An 18,061-nucleotide genomic window follows, 5' to 3' on the forward strand; every position below is an offset into this window, starting at 1 on the left:
GGCAGCCTGCGGGCTGCTTCTTTCTGATCTTTCGCCGGGGGATTTATGGTTTCGAGTTATCACACCCTGATGGACATTCTTTACCGCTGCGCGATGTGGATCGCGGGCATCGCGTTGCTGCTGATGGTGGCGGTGATCCCGGTTGGGATCTTTGCCCGTTACGTGATGAACAGCGCCCTGTCGTGGCCGGAGCCGATCGCGATTATGTGCATGGTGACGTTCACCTTTATCGGAGCCGCTGTCAGTTACCGCGCTGGTTCACACATCGTCGTTGCGATGGTCACTGACCGCCTGCCACCTGCGCTGAAAAAATTTTCTGCCCTGCTGGCTGACCTGATGATGCTGGCCATCAGCGTGTTTATTTTCTGGTACAGCCTGCAATTGTGCAGTGAACTCTGGCAACAGCCGGTGGCGGAATTCCCGCTGCTGACCGCCGGACAGACCTATCTGCCGCTACCTATAGGTTCTGCACTGACGTTGTTATTCATCATTGAGCAGATCATTGCCGGCCCGCAACATCAGCGGCCTGTGGTGATGCTGGGCAATTCTGACGCCTGACCGGAGCCTGTTATGGATGCATTAATCTTGTTGTTAACGCTGGCAGTGATGCTGGCGATTGGCGTGCCGGTCGCTTACGCCGTCGGGCTGAGCGCGCTGGCAGGAGCCTGGTGGATTGACCTGCCGTTTGAAGCGCTGATGATCCAGCTGACCAACGGCGTGAACAAATTTTCACTGCTGGCGATCCCGTTCTTTATTCTGGCAGGCGCGATCATGGCCGAAGGAGGGATCGCCCGCAGGCTGGTCAGTTTTGCCTACATCTTTGTCGGGTTTATCCGCGGCGGGCTGTCGCTGGTGAACATTGTGGCCTCAACCTTTTTTGGCGCGATCTCCGGTTCTTCCGTGGCGGATACCGCCTCAATCGGCTCGGTGATGATCCCGGAAATGGAGAAGAAAGGTTATCCGCGTGACTTTGCGGCGGCAGTCACCGCCAGCGGCTCGGTACAGGCGATCCTGACGCCACCCAGCCACAACTCGGTGATTTACTCGCTGGCGACCGGCGGTACGGTGTCGATTGCCGCGCTGTTCATCGCCGGTATTTTGCCCGGTTTACTGCTCAGCCTGACGCTGATGGTGATGTGCGTGGTGTTTGCTCACAAACGCGGTTACCCGAAAGGTGAGCGCGTGCCGTTCCGCCAGGCGCTGAAGATTTTTATCGACACGCTGTGGGGGCTGATGACCATCGTGATCATCATGGGCGGCATTCTCAGCGGAATATTTACCGCGACGGAATCCGCAGCGATCGCGTGTTTGTGGTCATTCTTCGTCACCATGTTTATCTACCGCGATTACAAGTGGAGCGAACTACCGAAACTGATGTATCGCACGGTGAAAACCGTCAGCATCGTGATGATCCTGATAGGGTTTGCCGCCAGTTTTGGCGCAGTCATGACTTACATGCAGTTGCCGATGCGCATCACCGAATTCTTCACCTCGATCTCTGACAACAAGTACGTGATCCTTATGTGGATCAACATCATGCTGCTGGTGATCGGCACACTGATGGACATGGCGCCGATCATCCTGATCCTGACGCCGGTGCTGTTGCCGGTGGTGTTATCGCTCGGCATCGACCCGGTGCATTTCGGCATGATCATGCTGGTGAATCTGGGGATTGGCCTGATCACCCCGCCGGTCGGCTCGGTGCTGTTTGTGGCCAGCGCGGTGAGTAAACAGAGCATCGAAAAAGTGGTGAAAGCCATGCTGCCGTTCTACTGCGTGCTGTTCGTGGTGCTGATGCTGGTGACCTATATTCCGACCATTTCGCTGTTCCTGCCCAAACTGTTTGGCGTTTATACCGGCTGATGCCCAAAACTCGTTTCTCCCTTGCCCGTCGTGACGACGGGCTTTTTTTTGGCCGTGCTGCTGAAATTTTCTCATCCACCCGCCAAAAGCCTGATCCCTGAAATTCATCATGTTAAGTTAATGACATATCGGCGGATGCAGAGAGCACCGCGCTATAAAACAGGGTGAAATACGGATTATGTCGTCTAAGAAAATTGAAACCGCGCTGGTCAGCGCCGGACGGGACAAGAAATTCACGCAGGGTTCAGTGAATGCCGTGATCCAGCGCGCCTCATCGCTGGTGTTTGAAACCGTGGCGGATAAAAAACACGCCACCGCTAACCGCGCCAACGGCGAACTATTTTACGGTCGTCGTGGCACCCTGACGCATTTCTCATTCCAGGAAGCGATGGTGGAGCTGGAAGGCGGCGCAGGTTGCGCGCTGTATCCTTGTGGCGCGGCGGCAGTCAGTAACGCCGTACTCTCATTTGTCAGCAGCGGCGACCACATTCTGGTGGCCGGTTCAGCCTACGAACCGACGCAGGATTTCTGCGAAAAAGTGCTGAAAAAACTCGGCGTATCTACCACCTATTTTCCGGCCAATATCGGCGCGGGGTTAGGCTCGCTGATGCAACCCAACACCAGAGTGGTGTTCCTGGAATCGCCGGGTTCAATCACCCTGGAAGTCCCGGACATTCCGGCGATGGTGAAAGCCGTGCGGGCCGTGAATCCAGACGTCGTCATCATGATCGACAACACATGGGCGGCGGGCATTCTGTTTAAAGCGCTGGAATTCGATATCGATATTTCGATTCAGGCAGGCACCAAATATATCGTCGGTCATTCTGATGCGATGATTGGCACCGCCGTTTCTAATGAACGTTGCTGGGTGCAACTGCGGGAACACTCATATCTGATGGGCCAGATGGTCGATGCTGATACCGCGTATGTCGCCAGCCGCGGTTTACGCACCATGGGCGTGCGGCTGAAACAGCATGCAGAAAGTAGTCTCCGCATTGCGCGGTGGCTGGCAGAGCGGCCGGAAGTGGCGGTGGTCAACCATCCGGCATTACCCGGCAGCAAAGGCCATGAATTCTGGAAACGTGATTTCAGCGGCAGTTGCGGCCTGTTCTCTTTCGTGCTGAAACAGCGCCTGAGCAAACAGCAACTTTCCGACTATCTCGATCACTTCGCACATTTCAGCATGGCCTATTCCTGGGGCGGTTTTGAATCACTGGTTTTAGCCAATCAGCCGGAAGAAATTCAGGCGATACGTCCGGCAGAAACCGTGGATTTCAGCGGTACTCTGGTGCGGTTGCATATCGGGCTGGAAAATTGTGACGACCTGATCGCCGATCTTTCAACAGCCTTTGAACGGATTGCGACATCCTGAACCGCACAGATTGCGACACACCGCGCAGATCGGTAAGGTGTGTGACGTATTTTCGTTCGCAAAATGAGAATAATCTGTAAGCTCTACTTTTAGCTCCGGTAAATTTACGCCGGAGCATTCTGTCTTTTTCACAGTGTCCTCAGATCAACGTCTTCCGGCGCAAATCGCGGTACACTGGCAAGTGACAGTTTTTAATGAACAGAAACAGGACAGAATATGGCAGTTATTTGCGACATTTTTCATGCGCTCTGGCGACATGATTTTATTATGCTCGCCGACCCGAAACTTCTCTGGGTTATTTACGCTGTTCTGTTCGCCACGCTTTTTCTCGAAAACGGGCTGCTTCCCGCCGCTTTCCTGCCCGGCGACAGCTTATTGCTGCTGACCGGCGCGCTTATCGCCAAAGGCGTCATGAGCTTCTTCCCGACCCTGATTATCCTGGTGACCGCTGCCAGCCTGGGCTGCTGGCTGAGCTATATTCAGGGGCGCTGGCTCGGACATACCCGCTTGGTAAAAGGCTGGCTGTTACAGCTTCCGGCGCATTATCATCAGCGCGCACATCAGATGTTTACCCAACACGGGCTGATGGCTTTACTGGTGGGCCGTTTTCTGGCGTTTATCCGCACCCTGCTGCCGACGATGGCGGGCATCTCCGGTCTGAACAATGCCCGCTTCCAGTTCTTCAACTGGCTGAGCGCCATTTTGTGGGTCGGCGGAGTAATCACCATCGGTTTTGCGCTGAGCCACATTCCGGTGGTTAAACGCCATGAAGATCAGGTTATGGCGGGGCTGATGATTTTACCGGTTCTGTTGCTGGTGATGGGGCTGGCTGGCGGACTGGTGGTGGTGTGGAAGAAACGCAAATGCCGGGCCTGAACACGCGGTTCAGGCTTTAAATGCCACATCGGCTAACGCCAGCACACCGGAACTCCCTTCGCGCAGACGTGCCATCTCATCACTCGGCGTGACGCCAAAATAGCGCTTAAATTCACGACTGAATTGTGACGCGCTTTCATACCCGACCTGCAGTGCCGCCACACTGGCTTTCACACCATCAAAAATCATCAGCGTACGCGCACGGTGCAGACGATAGGTTTTCAGATACTGCAGCGGCGACGTGCTGGTCACGGCTTTGAAGTTATGGTGAAACGCAGAAATACTCATGTTCACTTCGCTGGCCAGCGCTTCCACACTAAGATTGTCGGCGTACTGCGCTTCAATCCGGCGCAGGGATTTAGCAATCTGGCTGAAATGGGTATGACGGTTGACCAGCGCCTGTAACGCCCCGCCATTTTCGCTGGTCAGAACAAAGAACAGGATTTCGCGGATAATCTTCGGCCCAAGAATGCGGGCATGCAGCGGTTTATCCATCACATCCAGCAGACGCTCGGTGGCACACAGAATATCGCCATCCAGCACGCCGGAGTTGATACCGGTTGAAGGTTCTTTCTGACGCACCACGCTTTCGTCGCCCATATCCATCAGTAAATCCTGCAACATCAGGTTATCAATACTGATCTGGATACCGGCCAGCGGCTCTTCGGGGCTGCTGAACGTTTCACATTCGAAAGGCAACGGCACGGTCAGCATCAGATAATTGTGCGGATCGTAGGAAAAGGTTTTCTTGCCCAGATAACCGACTTTGCGTCCCTGAAAAAGGATCACGATGCCGGGATTGTACAAAACCGGCTGGCGCGGATGGTAACGCGTGGTGTACATCAGCGTCACCTGCGGTACCGCCGACGGCGTCAGGTTTTTATCTCCGCTGAGCCGGGCGACTCTGGCTGCCATGCGGGTGCACAGGCTGTTCACGTTTTCCATCATTCCGCTCCACACATTCATTAAACTGACATTGATTTTGCCATAACACCCTACGTTCCTACAGAGAGAAGCAGAATCAGGCAAGACTCTCGCAGAAATGGGCATCATCCTGTTGCGCATTTTCTCTTACAGTTAATGTCGCCTTCCGCAGGGGGACACACCTGCATAAACGCGATGAACTGCTAGTCTGTATGAACGCACTTTTCATTCGCTGATCGTGAGCGACCTTCGTTCGCCGATTCATTTTTCTGATAACTTCTTATTTCAATTCATTATTTGTCTAACCCGAAAGTTCGGAGGATTGTATGTCTGCACCTGTTGCTGCTGAAAACACCTTTAACGCCTGGGCCGCTGCCGGCCCGAACCAGCCACTGGAAGCATTTGCTTTCGACGCAGGTCCGATTGGCGATGAAGAAATTGAAGTCGCGATTGATTACTGCGGCGTCTGTCATTCAGATCTGTCTATGCTCAATAACGACTGGGGTATCACGCAGTATCCGTTCGTACCAGGCCATGAAGTGGTCGGTAAAATCGTCAAAATAGGTAATCATGCGCAGAACAAAGGACTGAAAGTCGGCCAGATTGTCGGCGTGGGCTGGAATCGTGGCAGTTGCATGCATTGCCATCCTTGTATGTCCGGCGATCAGCACCTTTGTCATGACGTGGAAGCCACCATCATCGGCCATCACGGCGGCTTCGCTGACCGCATCCGCAGCCACTGGGCGTGGGCGATCCCGCTGCCGGAAGGCGTGGATATCACCAGCGCCGGTCCGCTGTTCTGTGGCGGTATCACCGTCTTCAACCCGCTGCTGCAGTTTGGCGTACTGCCAACTCACCGCGTCGGTGTGATTGGCATCGGCGGTTTAGGTCATATGGCGCTGCGCTTCCTGAATGCATGGGGCTGCGAAGTCACCGCCTTTACGTCATCACTGGCTAAACGTGACGAAGCGATTTCACTTGGCGCGCACCGCGTTATCGCCACCCGAGACAGCGAAGAACTGAAGAAAATCGCCGGTCAGCTGGACTTTATTATGGTGACAGCCAATGCCTCGCTGGACTGGGACGCCATTCTCGGCGCGCTGGCACCCAAAGGCCGTCTGCACTTTGTGGGTGTGGTGCCCGAAGCCGTACCGCTGCATGTGATGGCGCTTATCAGCAAACAGGCAGAAATTTCCGGTTCACCGACCGGTGCCCCTTCCCGTCTTGCCGACATGCTGGCGTTCTGCGCCCGTCATGGCATTACCCCGCAGGTTGAGCACTTCCCGCTGAGTAAAATCAATGACGCGGTGGAGCATCTGCATGAAGGGAAAGCGCGCTACCGCGTGGTACTGGATATGCATGCTTAGGTATTTTTTACACTTAAAATAAGTAGCCTGCTCAGCAAGATGCCGTTTCGTTAACTAGACTTAACGTCAATCCCTACACGGTGCCCGTGCATTCCGGCGGGCACTCTGCCCTGAAAGGAGAAACTCATGGCAACGCAACCCATCATCAAACTTCACGATGGCAATCTGATGCCTCAGTTAGGACTTGGCGTATGGAAAGCCAGTAATCAGGAAGCCACCAGTGCGGTGAAAACGGCGATTGAAACCGGCTATCGCCACATCGATACCGCCGCCATCTACAAAAATGAGGAAGGCGTCGGCGAAGCAATTGCTGCTAACCTGGTTCCGCGTGAAGAGCTGTTTATTACCACTAAGCTGTGGAATGACGATCAGCTAAACGCGCCACAGGCGCTGGAAACCAGCCTTAAAAAGCTGAAAACTGATTATGTCGACTTGTACCTGATCCACTGGCCACAACCGGCCCAGGGGCATTATGTCGATGCCTGGAAAGCCCTGCTGAAACTCAAAGAGCAAGGGTTGGCGAAAAGTGTCGGCGTGTGTAATTTCCCGCTGCAACACTTACAGAAGCTGAAAGACGAAACCGGTATTTTCCCTGCTGTGAATCAGATTGAGTTACACCCGCTGATGCAACAGCGCCAGTTGCACACCTGGAATGCCACCCACACCATCGCCACTGAATCCTGGAGCCCGCTGGCGCAGGGCGGCGAAGGGGTATTTGATCAGCCGCTGATCCAGAAACTGGCAGAAAAATATGACAAAACACCTGCGCAGATTGTCATCCGCTGGCATCTGGATAACGGACTGATTGTTATCCCGAAATCGGTGACACCTAAACGTATCCGTGAAAACTTCGACGTGTTTGACTTTAAACTGGAGAAGGAAGAACTGGCGGAAGTCACCAAGCTGGATAAAGAGCACCGTCTGGGGCCGGATCCGGAAAAAGGCCTGTAAGCCATTCAGTCAATGTCATAACGCAAAAACCCGCCATGGCGGGTTTTTTTATGTAGCAGAACAACGTTACATCGACGGCTGAACCAGCATATTTCCCGCTGAGCCACGGTCAGCCAGTTCCAGCGCTCCGCTGCGGTAGACAAACGGGAAATGCTCATAGGAAGGCTGATTGAAATACACCAGTAATTCGACATCGCCATCCACCCAGACCGTGTCTTTGAATCCGGCATCTTCCACCAGCGGTGCCGCACCGTTGACGCTTTTCACCAGGAAGGACACGCCTTCTGCATGGAATGTCTGCGGCATGTCCGCATGAACGGTCCAGCGTTCCCATGTGCCCTGTTGCGCAGTCAGGTCGATACGGTTGATATCCCACATCGCGCCGTTGATTCCCGGCTCACTGTCACCGAGACGCAAATCACGGGTGCGGACAACGTTACCGGAGAGGATCTGATCGGCCAGCAAACGCATCGGCAGATTATCCGTCACCAGCGGCAACAAGCCGGTCGGTTTCAGCGTCAACACGATCGTCGACACCAGAATGCTCGAGGGTTCAAACAGGCCACGCAGTCTGTCCATCACGCCTGCGGCTTCACCGGCAGTAATCGACACTTCTTCGCCCTGCGACATATCCACCAGCACTTCGCGGCGTTCTCCCGGTCCGAGCGACAGACGTTTAACGGTCATTGGCGCAGGCAGAAAACCAAGATCGGAAGCCACGACGTGAAACGCGCGGTTATCAGTCATGCTCAGTTCGTAACGGCGGGCATTCGATGCATTCAGCAGGCGCAGACGCACCCAGCCTCGCGAAACCTCGACATAAGGACTTTGCACACCGTTTACCAGCATGGTGTCACCGAAGAACCCGCCTGACGCTGGCGTGTCATATTGCGGCACACCGAACCCATCCAGACGCTTGTCCTGAATGATAATCGGGAAATCATCCACGCCGTAGTGATTCGGTAACGGCAGATTCTTACTGACTTCATCCTCAACAATCCACATCCCCGCCAGCCCGTTATAAACGTGTGGCGCCATGCGGTTGGGGGTATTGGCGTGATACCAGCAGGTGGCCGCCGCCTGACGAATAGGCAATACCGGAGACCAGTCCACGCCTGGCTGCATCAGACGTGCTGCGCCACCGGTTAACGTTCCTGGTTCAAGCAGGCCGCTGACGGTCATAGAAACCGGTTCAGCCAGACGGTTGCTGTAAATAAGTTTGACGTCATCGCCGCTGTGCACTTTGACGGTCGGGCCGAGGTACATGCCATTAATGCCCCAGACCGGTGCCTTTGCGCCCCCCAGGAATGACCAGTGCGCGGCCTGCAACGTCAGAAACAGCGGTTGCCCGCGGCGCGATTCAAGCAACGGGGGAACAGGTAATGCCGGTTGCGAACCACTCGCTTCTGCTTTTAAAGGCAGAGCACCTGCGGCAAGAGCCACGCCGGAGGCTTGCAGGAACGAGCGACGACTGAGTGACATATCTTCTCCATGAAAACGAACCATAAACTGTATTGAACGCCGCCGCCATCAATGGCAGCGGGAAGAATCCCCGTCATACTTCAGGCTGCAGGTGCGTTGGCAACTCGAATTATTTAGTGGATTTATAAATAGTATTATTTTTTTGCGGCGGCTTCGCGCTGTGCCACTTCGGCATCCAGTTCGGCGATTTTGTCCGCCATGATCTGACGGCAATGCTCGGACAATTCACGCAGGCGTTCTTTGGTGTAACCACTGGTGTCGATCGGTGGCAAAATTTCGACAATCACCAGCCCGTTAGACCAGCGGTTTAATTTCACCTTGTTGCTGGTGTTCGATACACAAATCGGCACAATCGGCACGCCGGCAGCAATCGCCGCATGGAAAGCGCCGGTTTTGAATGGCATCAGACCACGACCACGGCTGCGCGTCCCTTCGGGGAACATCCAGATCGACAGATTCTTTTTCTTAATCTGGGCCACCACCTGAGAAATAGTACCGTGCGCTTTGGCGCGGTTATCACGGTCAATCAGCAGGTTGCCCGTCAGCCAGTAAAGCTGACCAAAGAACGGGATCCAGGCCAGGCTTTTTTTGCCGACGGTCACCGTACCGGGCATGACGACGGACGAAGCCGTCACCATGTCGTAATTGTTTTGATGGTTGGCAATATAAATACAGTTGCCGTTATTCACTGCTTCTGCAGGAATACGTTTTTCAACACGAAGACCAAATACCGGTGCCAGACGACCAAACAGCTTACCGAAAGTCGACACATGTTTCGGGTTCCGCGGACTGAAAAGACAGTAGATGCAACCAAAGACACTGACCAGAATCGAGTAAATCACCACGATAATCAGACGCAAAATAAATAACATAACATCCTCTTAAAACTACAGCCGAAGCCGGTAAGAAACCTGTGCAGTTTCGCTCCCTGTGCGGTGAACTATTCTCAAGCCTCATTCAACACGGCACAACGGTTTTATTAATACAAATGTAAAATCTTTGCACTGCGCGACAGTCTCAGACCACTGAATTCCATCGAAAGATTTCAGGGCACAAATGTGCCCTGACTTTTGCCGATTAACAGCGGTCTTATTCTTCGCTGTCACCGCCGCTGATGCGAACAGGTGAATCGACTTCAACACGATCGATACGTTGCAGCCCGCGCGGCAGAAGCGTTCCTTTGCGGCCACGTTCGGCACGGAATTTCTGCAGGTCTTCCGGACGGAGAACCAGCTTACGTTTACCGACATGCAGCGTGATCGACGTTTGCGGTGGCAGAACCAGCAACCACGCCAGTTTATCTTCGCCACTGGCCGCCTGCGCTGCCGGAATTGAAACAATTTTGTTACCCTTGCCTTTCGACAACTGTGGCAGATCCGCCACCGGGAACAGCAACATACGTCCCGCTGCAGTAATCGACAACAGCATATCGTCACTGCCATGAAGTTCCATTGGCGTGAAGGCTTTGGCGTTATCCGGCAAGGTAATCATCGCTTTACCGGCACGGTTACGGGCCACTAAATCGTTGAAAGTACAAACGAAGCCATAACCGGCATCCGATGCCATCAGCAGTTTCTGGTCGTCCGCCGCCATCAGTACGTGCTCGATGGTTGCGCCTGGCGGTGGTGTCAGTTTACCGGTCAGCGGTTCACCCTGGCCGCGCGCAGAAGGCAGCGTGGTCGGATCGAGCGCATAACTGCGGCCGGTGGAGTCCATAAACACCACGGGCTGATTGCTCTTGCCTTTGGCCGCAGCGCGGAAACTGTCACCGGCTTTGTAACTCAGGCCGGAAGCATCGATGTCGTGGCCTTTGGCGCTGCGCACCCAGCCTGATTCTGACAACACGATGGTCACCGGCTCAGACGGAATAAAATCGTGCTCGCTCATCGCCCTGGCTTCTTCACGCTCAGTGATCGGCGAACGTCGCTCGTCACCAAAGGCTTCGGCATCCGCCTGAATCTCTTTGCGGATCAGCGTGCTGAGTTTACGTTCTGACGCCAGCAACGCCTGCAACTGATCGCGCTCTTTCGCCAGTTCATCCTGCTCACCACGGATTTTAGTTTCTTCGAGTTTCGCCAAATGGCGCAATTTCAACTCAAGGATAGCTTCAGCTTGCGTATCTGACAGTTCGAAACGCTGCATCAGTACCGGTTTCGGCTCATCTTCCGTACGGATGATGTGGATCACTTCATCGATATTAAGGAACGCGGTCAGCAAACCTTCGAGGATATGCAGGCGTTTCAGCACTTTATCAAGGCGGAAGTTCAGACGACGGCGTACGGTATCGCGGCGGTAAGCCAGCCACTCCGTCAGGATCTCAAGCAGCCCTTTGACCTGCGGACGATGATCAAGACCGATCATGTTCATGTTAATGCGGTAGCTGCGTTCCAGATCGGTAGTCGCAAACAGGTGATTCATCACCTGATCCAGATCGATACGGTTGGAGCGCGGCACGACGACCAGGCGGGTCGGGTTCTCATGATCTGATTCATCACGCAGGTCTTCAACCATAGGCAGCTTTTTGGCACGCATCTGGCTGGCAATTTGCTCCAGCACTTTCGCGCCGGAAACCTGATGCGGTAGCGCAGTGATCACCGCACTGCCGTCTTCTTTGTGCCAGACCGCACGCATGCGCACCGAGCCTTTACCCGACTCGTACATTTTGCGAATTTCATTGCGCGGCGTAATGATTTCAGCTTCTGTCGGGAAATCAGGCCCCTGAACGAATTCCAGCAGATCTTCGAGCGAGCTGTTCGGTTTCTCAAGTAATGCCACCGCAGCGGCAGCCACTTCACGGATGTTGTGCGGCGGAATATCGGTCGCCATCCCGACCGCGATGCCGGTCGTACCGTTAAGCAGAATATTCGGCAGACGCGCAGGCAGCATTTTCGGCTCCTGCATGGTGCCGTCAAAGTTCGGCACATAATCAACCGTGCCCTGACCTAATTCACGTAACAGAACTTCGGCATATTTTGACAGGCGCGATTCGGTATAACGCATCGCGGCGAAGGATTTCGGGTCATCCGGCGCGCCCCAGTTTCCCTGCCCGTCAACCAGCGGATAGCGGTAAGAGAATGGCTGCGCCATCAGCACCATGGCTTCGTAGCAGGCGCTGTCGCCATGCGGATGATATTTACCCAGCACGTCACCGACGGTACGCGCGGATTTTTTGAATTTGGCGTTATTACTCAGGCCCAGCTCGGACATCGCGTAAATAATACGACGCTGCACCGGCTTGAGCCCGTCACCGATAAACGGCAGCGCGCGGTCCATGATGACGTACATGGAATAGTTGAGATAGGCGTTCTCAGTAAACGTGTGCAGAGCTAAACGTTCTGTTCCGTCATGAGTCATTTCGCTCATTGATGTTTAATCCTCAGACCCGTGGCGTTATCGTTTTGGAAATTAAGGAAGCTTGCACCCGCAGGCGCGCGATGTCCGCTGCCGCGAGGCAATGATGTTCGCGATAGTACATCATCTGCCGTATGACTGTCACAGTTGCTGTGTTCATGCCTTATTTTTAAACAGTTTTTGCACAACAAACTGGTTAAATTGCCGCGCTCTTTCTTCAATTATTGCATCTGAGTCAATAGTCTTGTGCGCAATATCACATTTTTCTGCCATGCAGAGTTCAGTACACTACGTGGTAACAGCCTGACCACCAGAATTTAAGCATTCCCGATAAGGAAAAAACCATGAGCAACATCCTGATAATCAACGCCGGTAAGACCTTTGCCCATTCCAAAGGCGCGCTGAACAACAGCCTGACCGACGTCGCCACCGGCTTTCTGCGTGACAAAGGCCACGACGTGCGCGTGACTGTTCTGGAAGACGGTTACGACGTGCAGACCGAAATTGAAAGCTATCTGTGGGCGGACGCCATCATTTATCAGCAGCCGGGCTGGTGGATGGGGATGCCATGGACACTGAAAAAATACATCGATGAAGTGTTCACAGAAGGCCACGGTAAACTGTACGCCAGCGATGGCCGTACCCGTTCTGATGAATCGAAAAAATACGGTTCGGGCGGCCTGTTGCACGGCAAATGCTACATGCTGTCTGTGACCTGGAACGCGCCGCTGGAAGCGTTCGAAGATAAAGAACAGTTCTTCCACGGCGTGGGCGTTGACGGCGTATACATGGCACAGCACAAAGCCAACCAGTTTATCGGCCTTGATACATTGCCAACCTTTATGTGTAACGACGTGATCAAACAACCTGATGTGGAAGGCGATTTCGCACGCTATCGTGCTCACCTTGAAAATGTATTCGGTCAGGCCTAAGGTTGAAGGTCACCCGGGAAAGAGGTTTTTATGATCACTGTTATTGCTGAAATCAAAGTAAAACCAGGCCGTCGCGATTCGGTTATAGAAAAAATCACAGCACTGCTGCCCAGCGTTCTGGCAGAGAAAGGCTGTCATCGTTATGAGCCATATGTTGATTTCAACGGCCAGATCCCCTGGCGTAAAACAGTACCTGATTCCATTTTCATGCTGGAAGACTGGGAAAGCCTGGCGCACCTCGAAGCGCATCAGCAGGCTGAGCACATGGATAAGCACCGTGAAAACATCAAAGCCGACGTGCTGGATGTGGTGATCCACATTATTGAGAAAGTCTGATTTTCTGAACATCGCTAAATTCGGAAACAAAAATGCCGGCGCTGCAAAGCGTCCGGCATTTTTTTATGGCGACGGCGAAAGGATCAGACGTCAAGTTCGGCGGTATCGCCTTTTTCCTGCAACCAGTTACGGCGATCTTCAGACCGTTTCTTCGCCAGCAGCATATCCATCATGCGCAGCGTCTGGTCGATATCGTCCTCATCGATGGTCAGTTGCACCAGACGCCGGGTGTTCGGATCGAGCGTGGTTTCGCGCAGTTGCAGCGGGTTCATTTCACCCAGACCTTTAAAACGCTGCACGTTCGGCTTGCCTTTCTTACGTTTCAGTTGCTCCAGCACGCCTTCTTTTTCCTGCTCATCCAGCGCATAGAACACTTCTTTGCCCAGATCGATACGGTATAAAGGCGGCATTGCCACATACACATGACCGCCACGCACCAGGGAGCGGAAGTGACGGACAAACAGCGCGCACAACAAGGTGGCGATGTGTAAGCCGTCGGAGTCCGCATCCGCCAGGATACAGATTTTGCCGTAACGCAGTTGCGTCAGATCTTCACTGTCCGGATCGATACCGATCGCCACAGAAATATCGTGCACTTCCTGCGAGGCCAGCACTTCATCAGAAGAGACTTCCCACGTGTTGAGGATCTTACCTTTGAGCGGCATGATCGCCTGATATTCACGATCACGCGCCTGTTTGGCAGAACCGCCTGCGGAATCCCCTTCCACCAGGAACAATTCTGTCATGTTCAGATCTTGTGACGTGCAGTCAGCCAGTTTGCCCGGCAGCGCAGGGCCGCTGGTCAGTTTCTTACGCACAACTTTTTTTGCGGCACGCAGACGGCGCTGGGCACTGGAAATGCACAGTTCCGCCAGCTGTTCTGCCGCCTGAACGTTCTGGTTCAGCCACAGGCTGAAGGCATCTTTCACCACACCGGAAACGAAGGCCGCGCACTGACGCGAAGACAGACGTTCTTTGGTCTGGCCGGCAAATTGCGGATCCTGCATTTTTACCGACAGCACATACGCACAACGTTCCCAGATATCTTCTGCAGAAAGCTTGACGCCGCGTGGCAGAATATTGCGGTATTCGCAGAACTCACGCATGGCATCGAGCAGACCCTGGCGCAGACCGTTAACATGTGTACCGCCCTGCATGGTTGGGATCAGGTTGACGTAGCTTTCGGTCAGCAATTCACCGCCTTCCGGCAGCCATAACAGCGCCCAGTCGACAGCTTCTGTATCACCGGCAAAATTACCGACGAACGCTTTTTCAGGCAGAGTAATCAGGCCGTTGACCGCTTCCATCAGGTAATCAGTCAGACCATCGTCATAACACCAGCGTTGCTCGGTGTTATTCACTTTGTCTTTGAACAGGATTTCTACGCCAGGACACAGTACGGCCTTCGCTTTCAGCAAATGGCTGAGGCGGCTGACCGAAAAACGCGGGCTGTCGAAAAAGCTGCCGTCAGGCCAGAAATGAACGCTGGTTCCGGTGTTGCGTTTGCCGCAGGTACCGGTAACGTGCAGATCCTGCACTTTATCGCCATTTTCAAACGCCATTTCATACACTTCGCCACCGCGTTTTACCGCCACTTCGACGCGTTTTGATAAGGCGTTAACCACCGAAATCCCCACGCCATGCAGGCCGCCGGAGAACTGGTAATTTTTGTTGGAGAATTTACCGCCCGCGTGCAGACGGCAGAAGATCAGTTCGACCGCCGGAACGCCTTCTTCCGCGTGGATATCCACCGGCATGCCGCGACCGTCATCAATGACTTCGAGAGACTGGTCTTCGTGAAGGATCACTTCGATGCGTTTGGCGTGGCCAGCTAATGCTTCATCCACGCTGTTATCAATAACTTCCTGGCCGAGATGGTTTGGCCGGGTTGTATCGGTGTACATGCCCGGACGGCGGCGCACCGGTTCGAGTCCGCTAAGGACCTCTATGGAATCCGCGTTATAAGTTGATTGGCTCATCGTTGATTATTCGTGGCTCATAGGTTTGTGGGCTAACGATACAGTATGTGGGCGGGTGGAAGCTCTGGCAGCAAGCAGACGCTATAAATCCGGGGGAAAAAGTCACCCTGACGATGTTAGTCTGCGGCCAGTTCCAGGAAATCTACAATCGGCGAAAAATAGCGTTCAAAGCCGACAAATGCATGATTCCCCTCGGGTTCGACCGTCTGGCGACAGGTGGTGTAGTACGCCACAGCCTGACGGTAATCGAGAATTTCATCGCCCGTTTGTTGCAGTAACCAGAGTAAATCCGGCGACTCCAGCGGTTCGACCTGCATGACTTTCAGATCGTAAACGTGGCGTGACTCTAACACATATTGCTGGCCGGTGTAGGGGTTCTCGTTTTGTCCCAGGAAGTCGATCAGCAGCTCATACGGCTTCACGGCGGGGTTCACCACCACAGCCGGCACGGCAAAACATTGTGACAACCAGGTAGCGTAATAGCCGCCCAGCGAGGAGCCGACAATCCCCAGTTTTTTACCTGCATTGCTGATCACCAGACTCTCGAGTTCTTCGGCAGCCTCGGCCGGATAAGGCGGTAATTGCGGGATAACCATATCGATATGGGGATGATTAACCGCCAGCCAGTTTTTTAACGCCGTGGCTTTCGCCGAGTTGGGAGAACTGTTGAATCCGTGCAGGTAAAGTAAGGTGTTCATTCGTAGCCGTCCGACTCCGTGTCAGGATGAAACTCATTGGTTTCCAGACGGAAGACTTCAGTCTCCACACGGCCATCCGGATACAAATCAAGGTAGCGCCAGCCCGGCGCAACGGTATCAATCGTGAAATTGGTGCAATGCGGTTTGAACTGTACGCAGGTTGACGGCGTGGCGTAAAGACGGCGGCCATACCAGTCGAGATCCAGCTCCTGATGAATATGTCCGCACAAAAGCGTATTCACTTTCGGGTAATTTACCAGGGTGTTCGCCAGCATATGCGCATTGCGCAGGCTGTGCTGATCGAGCCATGTGCAGCCAGAAGGCAGCGGATGATGATGTAACATCAGCAGAGTGAAACGATCGGGGTACGCATTCAGACAACGTTCCATCCATTCCAGCTGATATTCACTCAGCTCGCCATGCGGCACACCGAACACCTGCGTATCAAGCAGGATAATTTGCCAGTGCTCGCCGAGCAGAACGTGTTTAGAAGGACTGATCCCCGCATCCTGCAAGGCATTGACCATGGCAGGCTGGAAATCATGATTGCCCGGCAGCCAGACGCAGGGCGCTGTCAGCTCGCTGATGCCGCGGGCAAACTGATGGTAGGCTTCCACCGACTGATCCTGTGCCAGGTCACCTGTTGCCGCGATAATATCGACTTCACGCTGCTGCGCTTTGATGGCGTCCAGCACCGCGCGATAGCTGTTAAACGTATTCACGCCTAACAACGTTTCATCTTCACCGGCAAAAAGATGGGTATCAGTAATCTGTAGAATCCTGACTTTGGCCCCATTCACCAAAGGCAGTGTAAACAGGCTTTCCAAATCGTTTCCTTTGTTGTTGAAGTCTGTCTAACAAACCGGAACTGCCATCGCTCCGTGCGCAAGGCAATAACGCAGCCAATCCGCAAGGAACTGGTTAATTTGATGCTTTTCATCACGCTGATGCAACTTTTTATTCGGATAATCATAGCGTGCTTTAAAGCGAAAGATCTGCTGACTCGCACACACTTCGGCCACCATCGCATCATGGTACAGGCGAACGGTGAGCGAAGGCAGGCTCCAGTAACTCACCGCCGGTGCGGTCTGTTTGATTTCTATCAGGGATGTGTAACGCGTTGATTCGAGGATCGTCAGGCAATACGTTGCGCTACTCACCTGATATGCCACAGTTTCACCAGGTTCATCGGTACGTGGCATCAAACGGCGCAATTGTGCAAAATTGGTTTCGCACAATCTCATCATTTCAGGGAAATCAGGGGTATAGCGCTTAATCATTAGTTGGCCCACTCTTTTCTCAGGGATTCATGGTGCAGCTGCAGCCATTGCAGGGCAATCACTGACGCCGCATTGTCTATCGCTCCTTCTTCCACCCAGCGGTAAGCCTGTTCACGGCTGACCACATGTACCCGGATGTCTTCATTCTCTGCTTCCAGACCGTGAATTCCTTCTGCCGTCGTGGCATCGACTTCACCGACCATAATGGAAAGACGCTCGCTGGTTCCGCCCGGACTTGCCAGGTAATTCACAGCCGGTTTGCAGCGTTTCACCACAATGTTCGCTTCCTCGAGTGCTTCGCGGCGGGCAACATCTTCAACTGTCTCGCCTTCTTCAATGATACCGGCGACCATCTCCAGAAGCCAAGGAGTATCACTGGAATCCAAAGCCGGGATGCGGATCTGTTCGATCAGCACGACTTCATCCCTTTTCGGATCATAAGGTAATAATACGGCGGCATGACCGCGCTCAAAGACTTCACGGACGACTTCGCCGCTCATTTCCCCATTAAACAGCCGATGGCGAAACCGATATGCAATAATAGAAAAAAAACCTTTATATCGCGTCTCACGTGCAATAATTTCTACATCATCTTTGCCGAAAGTAACCGGTGACCGTTTAAATGAAGACATGGAATGTTTCCTTATCCC

17 protein-coding genes are annotated in these 18,061 nt (G+C 53.6%); 8 read left to right on the plus strand and 9 right to left on the minus strand.

The window, feature by feature from the left end:
* The first annotated feature begins 45 nt into the window (after nt 1-45).
* The 4 genes from HGO41_RS16030 (at nt 46) to HGO41_RS16045 (ending at nt 4,111) form a co-directional block, all read left to right on the plus strand.
* Nucleotides 46-558, plus strand: coding sequence for a TRAP transporter small permease (locus HGO41_RS16030; protein ID WP_013573980.1), 513 nt, complete (start codon nt 46-48; stop codon nt 556-558).
* A gap of 12 nt (nt 559-570) precedes the next feature.
* Nucleotides 571-1,863 (plus strand): TRAP transporter large permease, encoded by a 1,293-nt coding sequence (locus tag HGO41_RS16035; RefSeq protein ID WP_013573979.1) that lies wholly within the window; start codon nt 571-573, stop codon nt 1,861-1,863.
* 178 nt (nt 1,864-2,041) lie between these two features.
* Nucleotides 2,042-3,235: a cystathionine beta-lyase gene (gene metC / locus HGO41_RS16040; protein ID WP_013573978.1), complete on the plus strand. Its 1,194-nt coding sequence runs from the start codon at nt 2,042-2,044 to the stop codon at nt 3,233-3,235.
* 216 nt (nt 3,236-3,451) lie between these two features.
* Nucleotides 3,452-4,111 (plus strand): DedA family protein, encoded by a 660-nt coding sequence (locus tag HGO41_RS16045; RefSeq protein ID WP_013573977.1) that lies wholly within the window; start codon nt 3,452-3,454, stop codon nt 4,109-4,111.
* A gap of 9 nt (nt 4,112-4,120) precedes the next feature.
* On the opposite strand, the gene HGO41_RS16050 is transcribed toward HGO41_RS16045, so the two are convergent.
* Complete coding sequence (locus HGO41_RS16050; RefSeq protein WP_013573976.1) at nt 4,121-5,056, minus strand: AraC family transcriptional regulator; 936 nt, start codon at nt 5,054-5,056, stop codon at nt 4,121-4,123.
* Between the two features lie 305 nt (nt 5,057-5,361).
* Here HGO41_RS16050 and ahr point away from each other — a divergent pair, with 305 nt between their 5' ends.
* On the plus strand, nt 5,362-6,402 hold the full coding sequence (gene ahr / locus HGO41_RS16055) for an NADPH-dependent aldehyde reductase Ahr (RefSeq protein WP_013573975.1): 1,041 nt from the start codon (nt 5,362-5,364) through the stop codon (nt 6,400-6,402).
* A gap of 126 nt (nt 6,403-6,528) precedes the next feature.
* Entirely contained in the window at nt 6,529-7,353 is an 825-nt protein-coding gene (dkgA, locus tag HGO41_RS16060) for a 2,5-didehydrogluconate reductase DkgA (protein ID WP_013573974.1), read from the plus strand.
* A gap of 66 nt (nt 7,354-7,419) precedes the next feature.
* Here the strand turns inward: dkgA and ftsP are convergent, their stop codons facing one another.
* The 3 genes from ftsP to parC all read right to left on the minus strand — a co-directional run bounded on the left by ftsP (nt 7,420) and on the right by parC (nt 12,198).
* Entirely contained in the window at nt 7,420-8,835 is a 1,416-nt protein-coding gene (ftsP, locus tag HGO41_RS16065) for a cell division protein FtsP (RefSeq protein WP_013573973.1), read from the minus strand.
* A gap of 134 nt (nt 8,836-8,969) precedes the next feature.
* On the minus strand, nt 8,970-9,707 hold the full coding sequence (locus HGO41_RS16070; RefSeq protein ID WP_013573972.1) for a 1-acylglycerol-3-phosphate O-acyltransferase: 738 nt from the start codon (nt 9,705-9,707) through the stop codon (nt 8,970-8,972).
* A gap of 217 nt (nt 9,708-9,924) precedes the next feature.
* Nucleotides 9,925-12,198 carry a DNA topoisomerase IV subunit A gene (gene parC, locus HGO41_RS16075; protein ID WP_037034166.1) on the minus strand — a complete coding sequence of 758 codons (2,274 nt, stop codon included), beginning with the start codon at nt 12,196-12,198 and terminating at the stop codon, nt 9,925-9,927.
* Between the two features lie 332 nt (nt 12,199-12,530).
* On the opposite strand from parC, the gene HGO41_RS16080 reads away from it, so the two are divergent.
* Together HGO41_RS16080 and HGO41_RS16085 are read left to right on the plus strand one after the other, a co-directional pair.
* On the plus strand, nt 12,531-13,118 hold the full coding sequence (locus HGO41_RS16080; protein WP_013573970.1) for an NAD(P)H-dependent oxidoreductase: 588 nt from the start codon (nt 12,531-12,533) through the stop codon (nt 13,116-13,118).
* 30 nt (nt 13,119-13,148) lie between these two features.
* Nucleotides 13,149-13,454 (plus strand): putative quinol monooxygenase, encoded by a 306-nt coding sequence (locus tag HGO41_RS16085; protein ID WP_013573969.1) that lies wholly within the window; start codon nt 13,149-13,151, stop codon nt 13,452-13,454.
* Nucleotides 13,455-13,537: 83 nt separating this feature from the next.
* Here HGO41_RS16085 and parE read toward each other — a convergent pair whose 3' ends face one another.
* The 5 genes from parE to nudF form a co-directional block, all read right to left on the minus strand.
* On the minus strand, nt 13,538-15,433 hold the full coding sequence (gene parE / locus HGO41_RS16090) for a DNA topoisomerase IV subunit B (RefSeq protein ID WP_013573968.1): 1,896 nt from the start codon (nt 15,431-15,433) through the stop codon (nt 13,538-13,540).
* 116 nt (nt 15,434-15,549) lie between these two features.
* Nucleotides 15,550-16,131 carry an esterase YqiA gene (gene yqiA, locus HGO41_RS16095; protein ID WP_013573967.1) on the minus strand — a complete coding sequence of 194 codons (582 nt, stop codon included), beginning with the start codon at nt 16,129-16,131 and terminating at the stop codon, nt 15,550-15,552.
* Entirely contained in the window at nt 16,128-16,958 is an 831-nt protein-coding gene (gene cpdA, locus HGO41_RS16100; RefSeq protein ID WP_013573966.1) for a 3',5'-cyclic-AMP phosphodiesterase, read from the minus strand. The genes yqiA and cpdA overlap by 4 nt, the downstream gene beginning before the upstream one ends.
* Before the next feature lie 27 nt (nt 16,959-16,985).
* Nucleotides 16,986-17,411, minus strand: a complete 426-nt coding sequence (locus HGO41_RS16105) for a DUF1249 family protein (protein WP_013573965.1) — start codon at nt 17,409-17,411, stop codon at nt 16,986-16,988.
* Nucleotides 17,411-18,043 carry an ADP-ribose diphosphatase gene (gene nudF, locus HGO41_RS16110; RefSeq protein WP_013573964.1) on the minus strand — a complete coding sequence of 211 codons (633 nt, stop codon included), beginning with the start codon at nt 18,041-18,043 and terminating at the stop codon, nt 17,411-17,413. The genes HGO41_RS16105 and nudF overlap by 1 nt, the downstream gene beginning before the upstream one ends.
* Nucleotides 18,044-18,061 lie beyond the last annotated feature (18 nt).

This window comes from Rahnella sp. CG8, from assembly GCF_023701875.1.
Classification (GTDB): Bacteria; Pseudomonadota; Gammaproteobacteria; order Enterobacterales; family Enterobacteriaceae; genus Rahnella; species Rahnella aceris.

Bases quoted from the DNA above. Each gene is read 5' to 3' on its own strand.
- HGO41_RS16080 (WP_013573970.1), top strand. From the start codon at position 12,531: ATGAGCAACATCCTGATAATCAACGCCGGTAAGACCTTTGCCCATTCC.
- HGO41_RS16050 (WP_013573976.1), bottom strand. From the start codon at position 5,056: ATGGAAAACGTGAACAGCCTGTGCACCCGCATGGCAGCCAGAGTCGCC.
- dkgA (WP_013573974.1), top strand. From the start codon at position 6,529: ATGGCAACGCAACCCATCATCAAACTTCACGATGGCAATCTGATGCCT.
- ahr (WP_013573975.1), top strand. From the start codon at position 5,362: ATGTCTGCACCTGTTGCTGCTGAAAACACCTTTAACGCCTGGGCCGCT.
- parE (WP_013573968.1), bottom strand. From the start codon at position 15,433: ATGAGCCAATCAACTTATAACGCGGATTCCATAGAGGTCCTTAGCGGA.
- parC (WP_037034166.1), bottom strand. From the start codon at position 12,198: ATGAGCGAAATGACTCATGACGGAACAGAACGTTTAGCTCTGCACACG.
- nudF (WP_013573964.1), bottom strand. From the start codon at position 18,043: ATGTCTTCATTTAAACGGTCACCGGTTACTTTCGGCAAAGATGATGTA.
- HGO41_RS16035 (WP_013573979.1), top strand. From the start codon at position 571: ATGGATGCATTAATCTTGTTGTTAACGCTGGCAGTGATGCTGGCGATT.
- HGO41_RS16045 (WP_013573977.1), top strand. From the start codon at position 3,452: ATGGCAGTTATTTGCGACATTTTTCATGCGCTCTGGCGACATGATTTT.
- HGO41_RS16085 (WP_013573969.1), top strand. From the start codon at position 13,149: ATGATCACTGTTATTGCTGAAATCAAAGTAAAACCAGGCCGTCGCGAT.
- ftsP (WP_013573973.1), bottom strand. From the start codon at position 8,835: ATGTCACTCAGTCGTCGCTCGTTCCTGCAAGCCTCCGGCGTGGCTCTT.
- HGO41_RS16105 (WP_013573965.1), bottom strand. From the start codon at position 17,411: ATGATTAAGCGCTATACCCCTGATTTCCCTGAAATGATGAGATTGTGC.
- HGO41_RS16030 (WP_013573980.1), top strand. From the start codon at position 46: ATGGTTTCGAGTTATCACACCCTGATGGACATTCTTTACCGCTGCGCG.
- yqiA (WP_013573967.1), bottom strand. From the start codon at position 16,131: ATGAACACCTTACTTTACCTGCACGGATTCAACAGTTCTCCCAACTCG.
- metC (WP_013573978.1), top strand. From the start codon at position 2,042: ATGTCGTCTAAGAAAATTGAAACCGCGCTGGTCAGCGCCGGACGGGAC.
- HGO41_RS16070 (WP_013573972.1), bottom strand. From the start codon at position 9,707: ATGTTATTTATTTTGCGTCTGATTATCGTGGTGATTTACTCGATTCTG.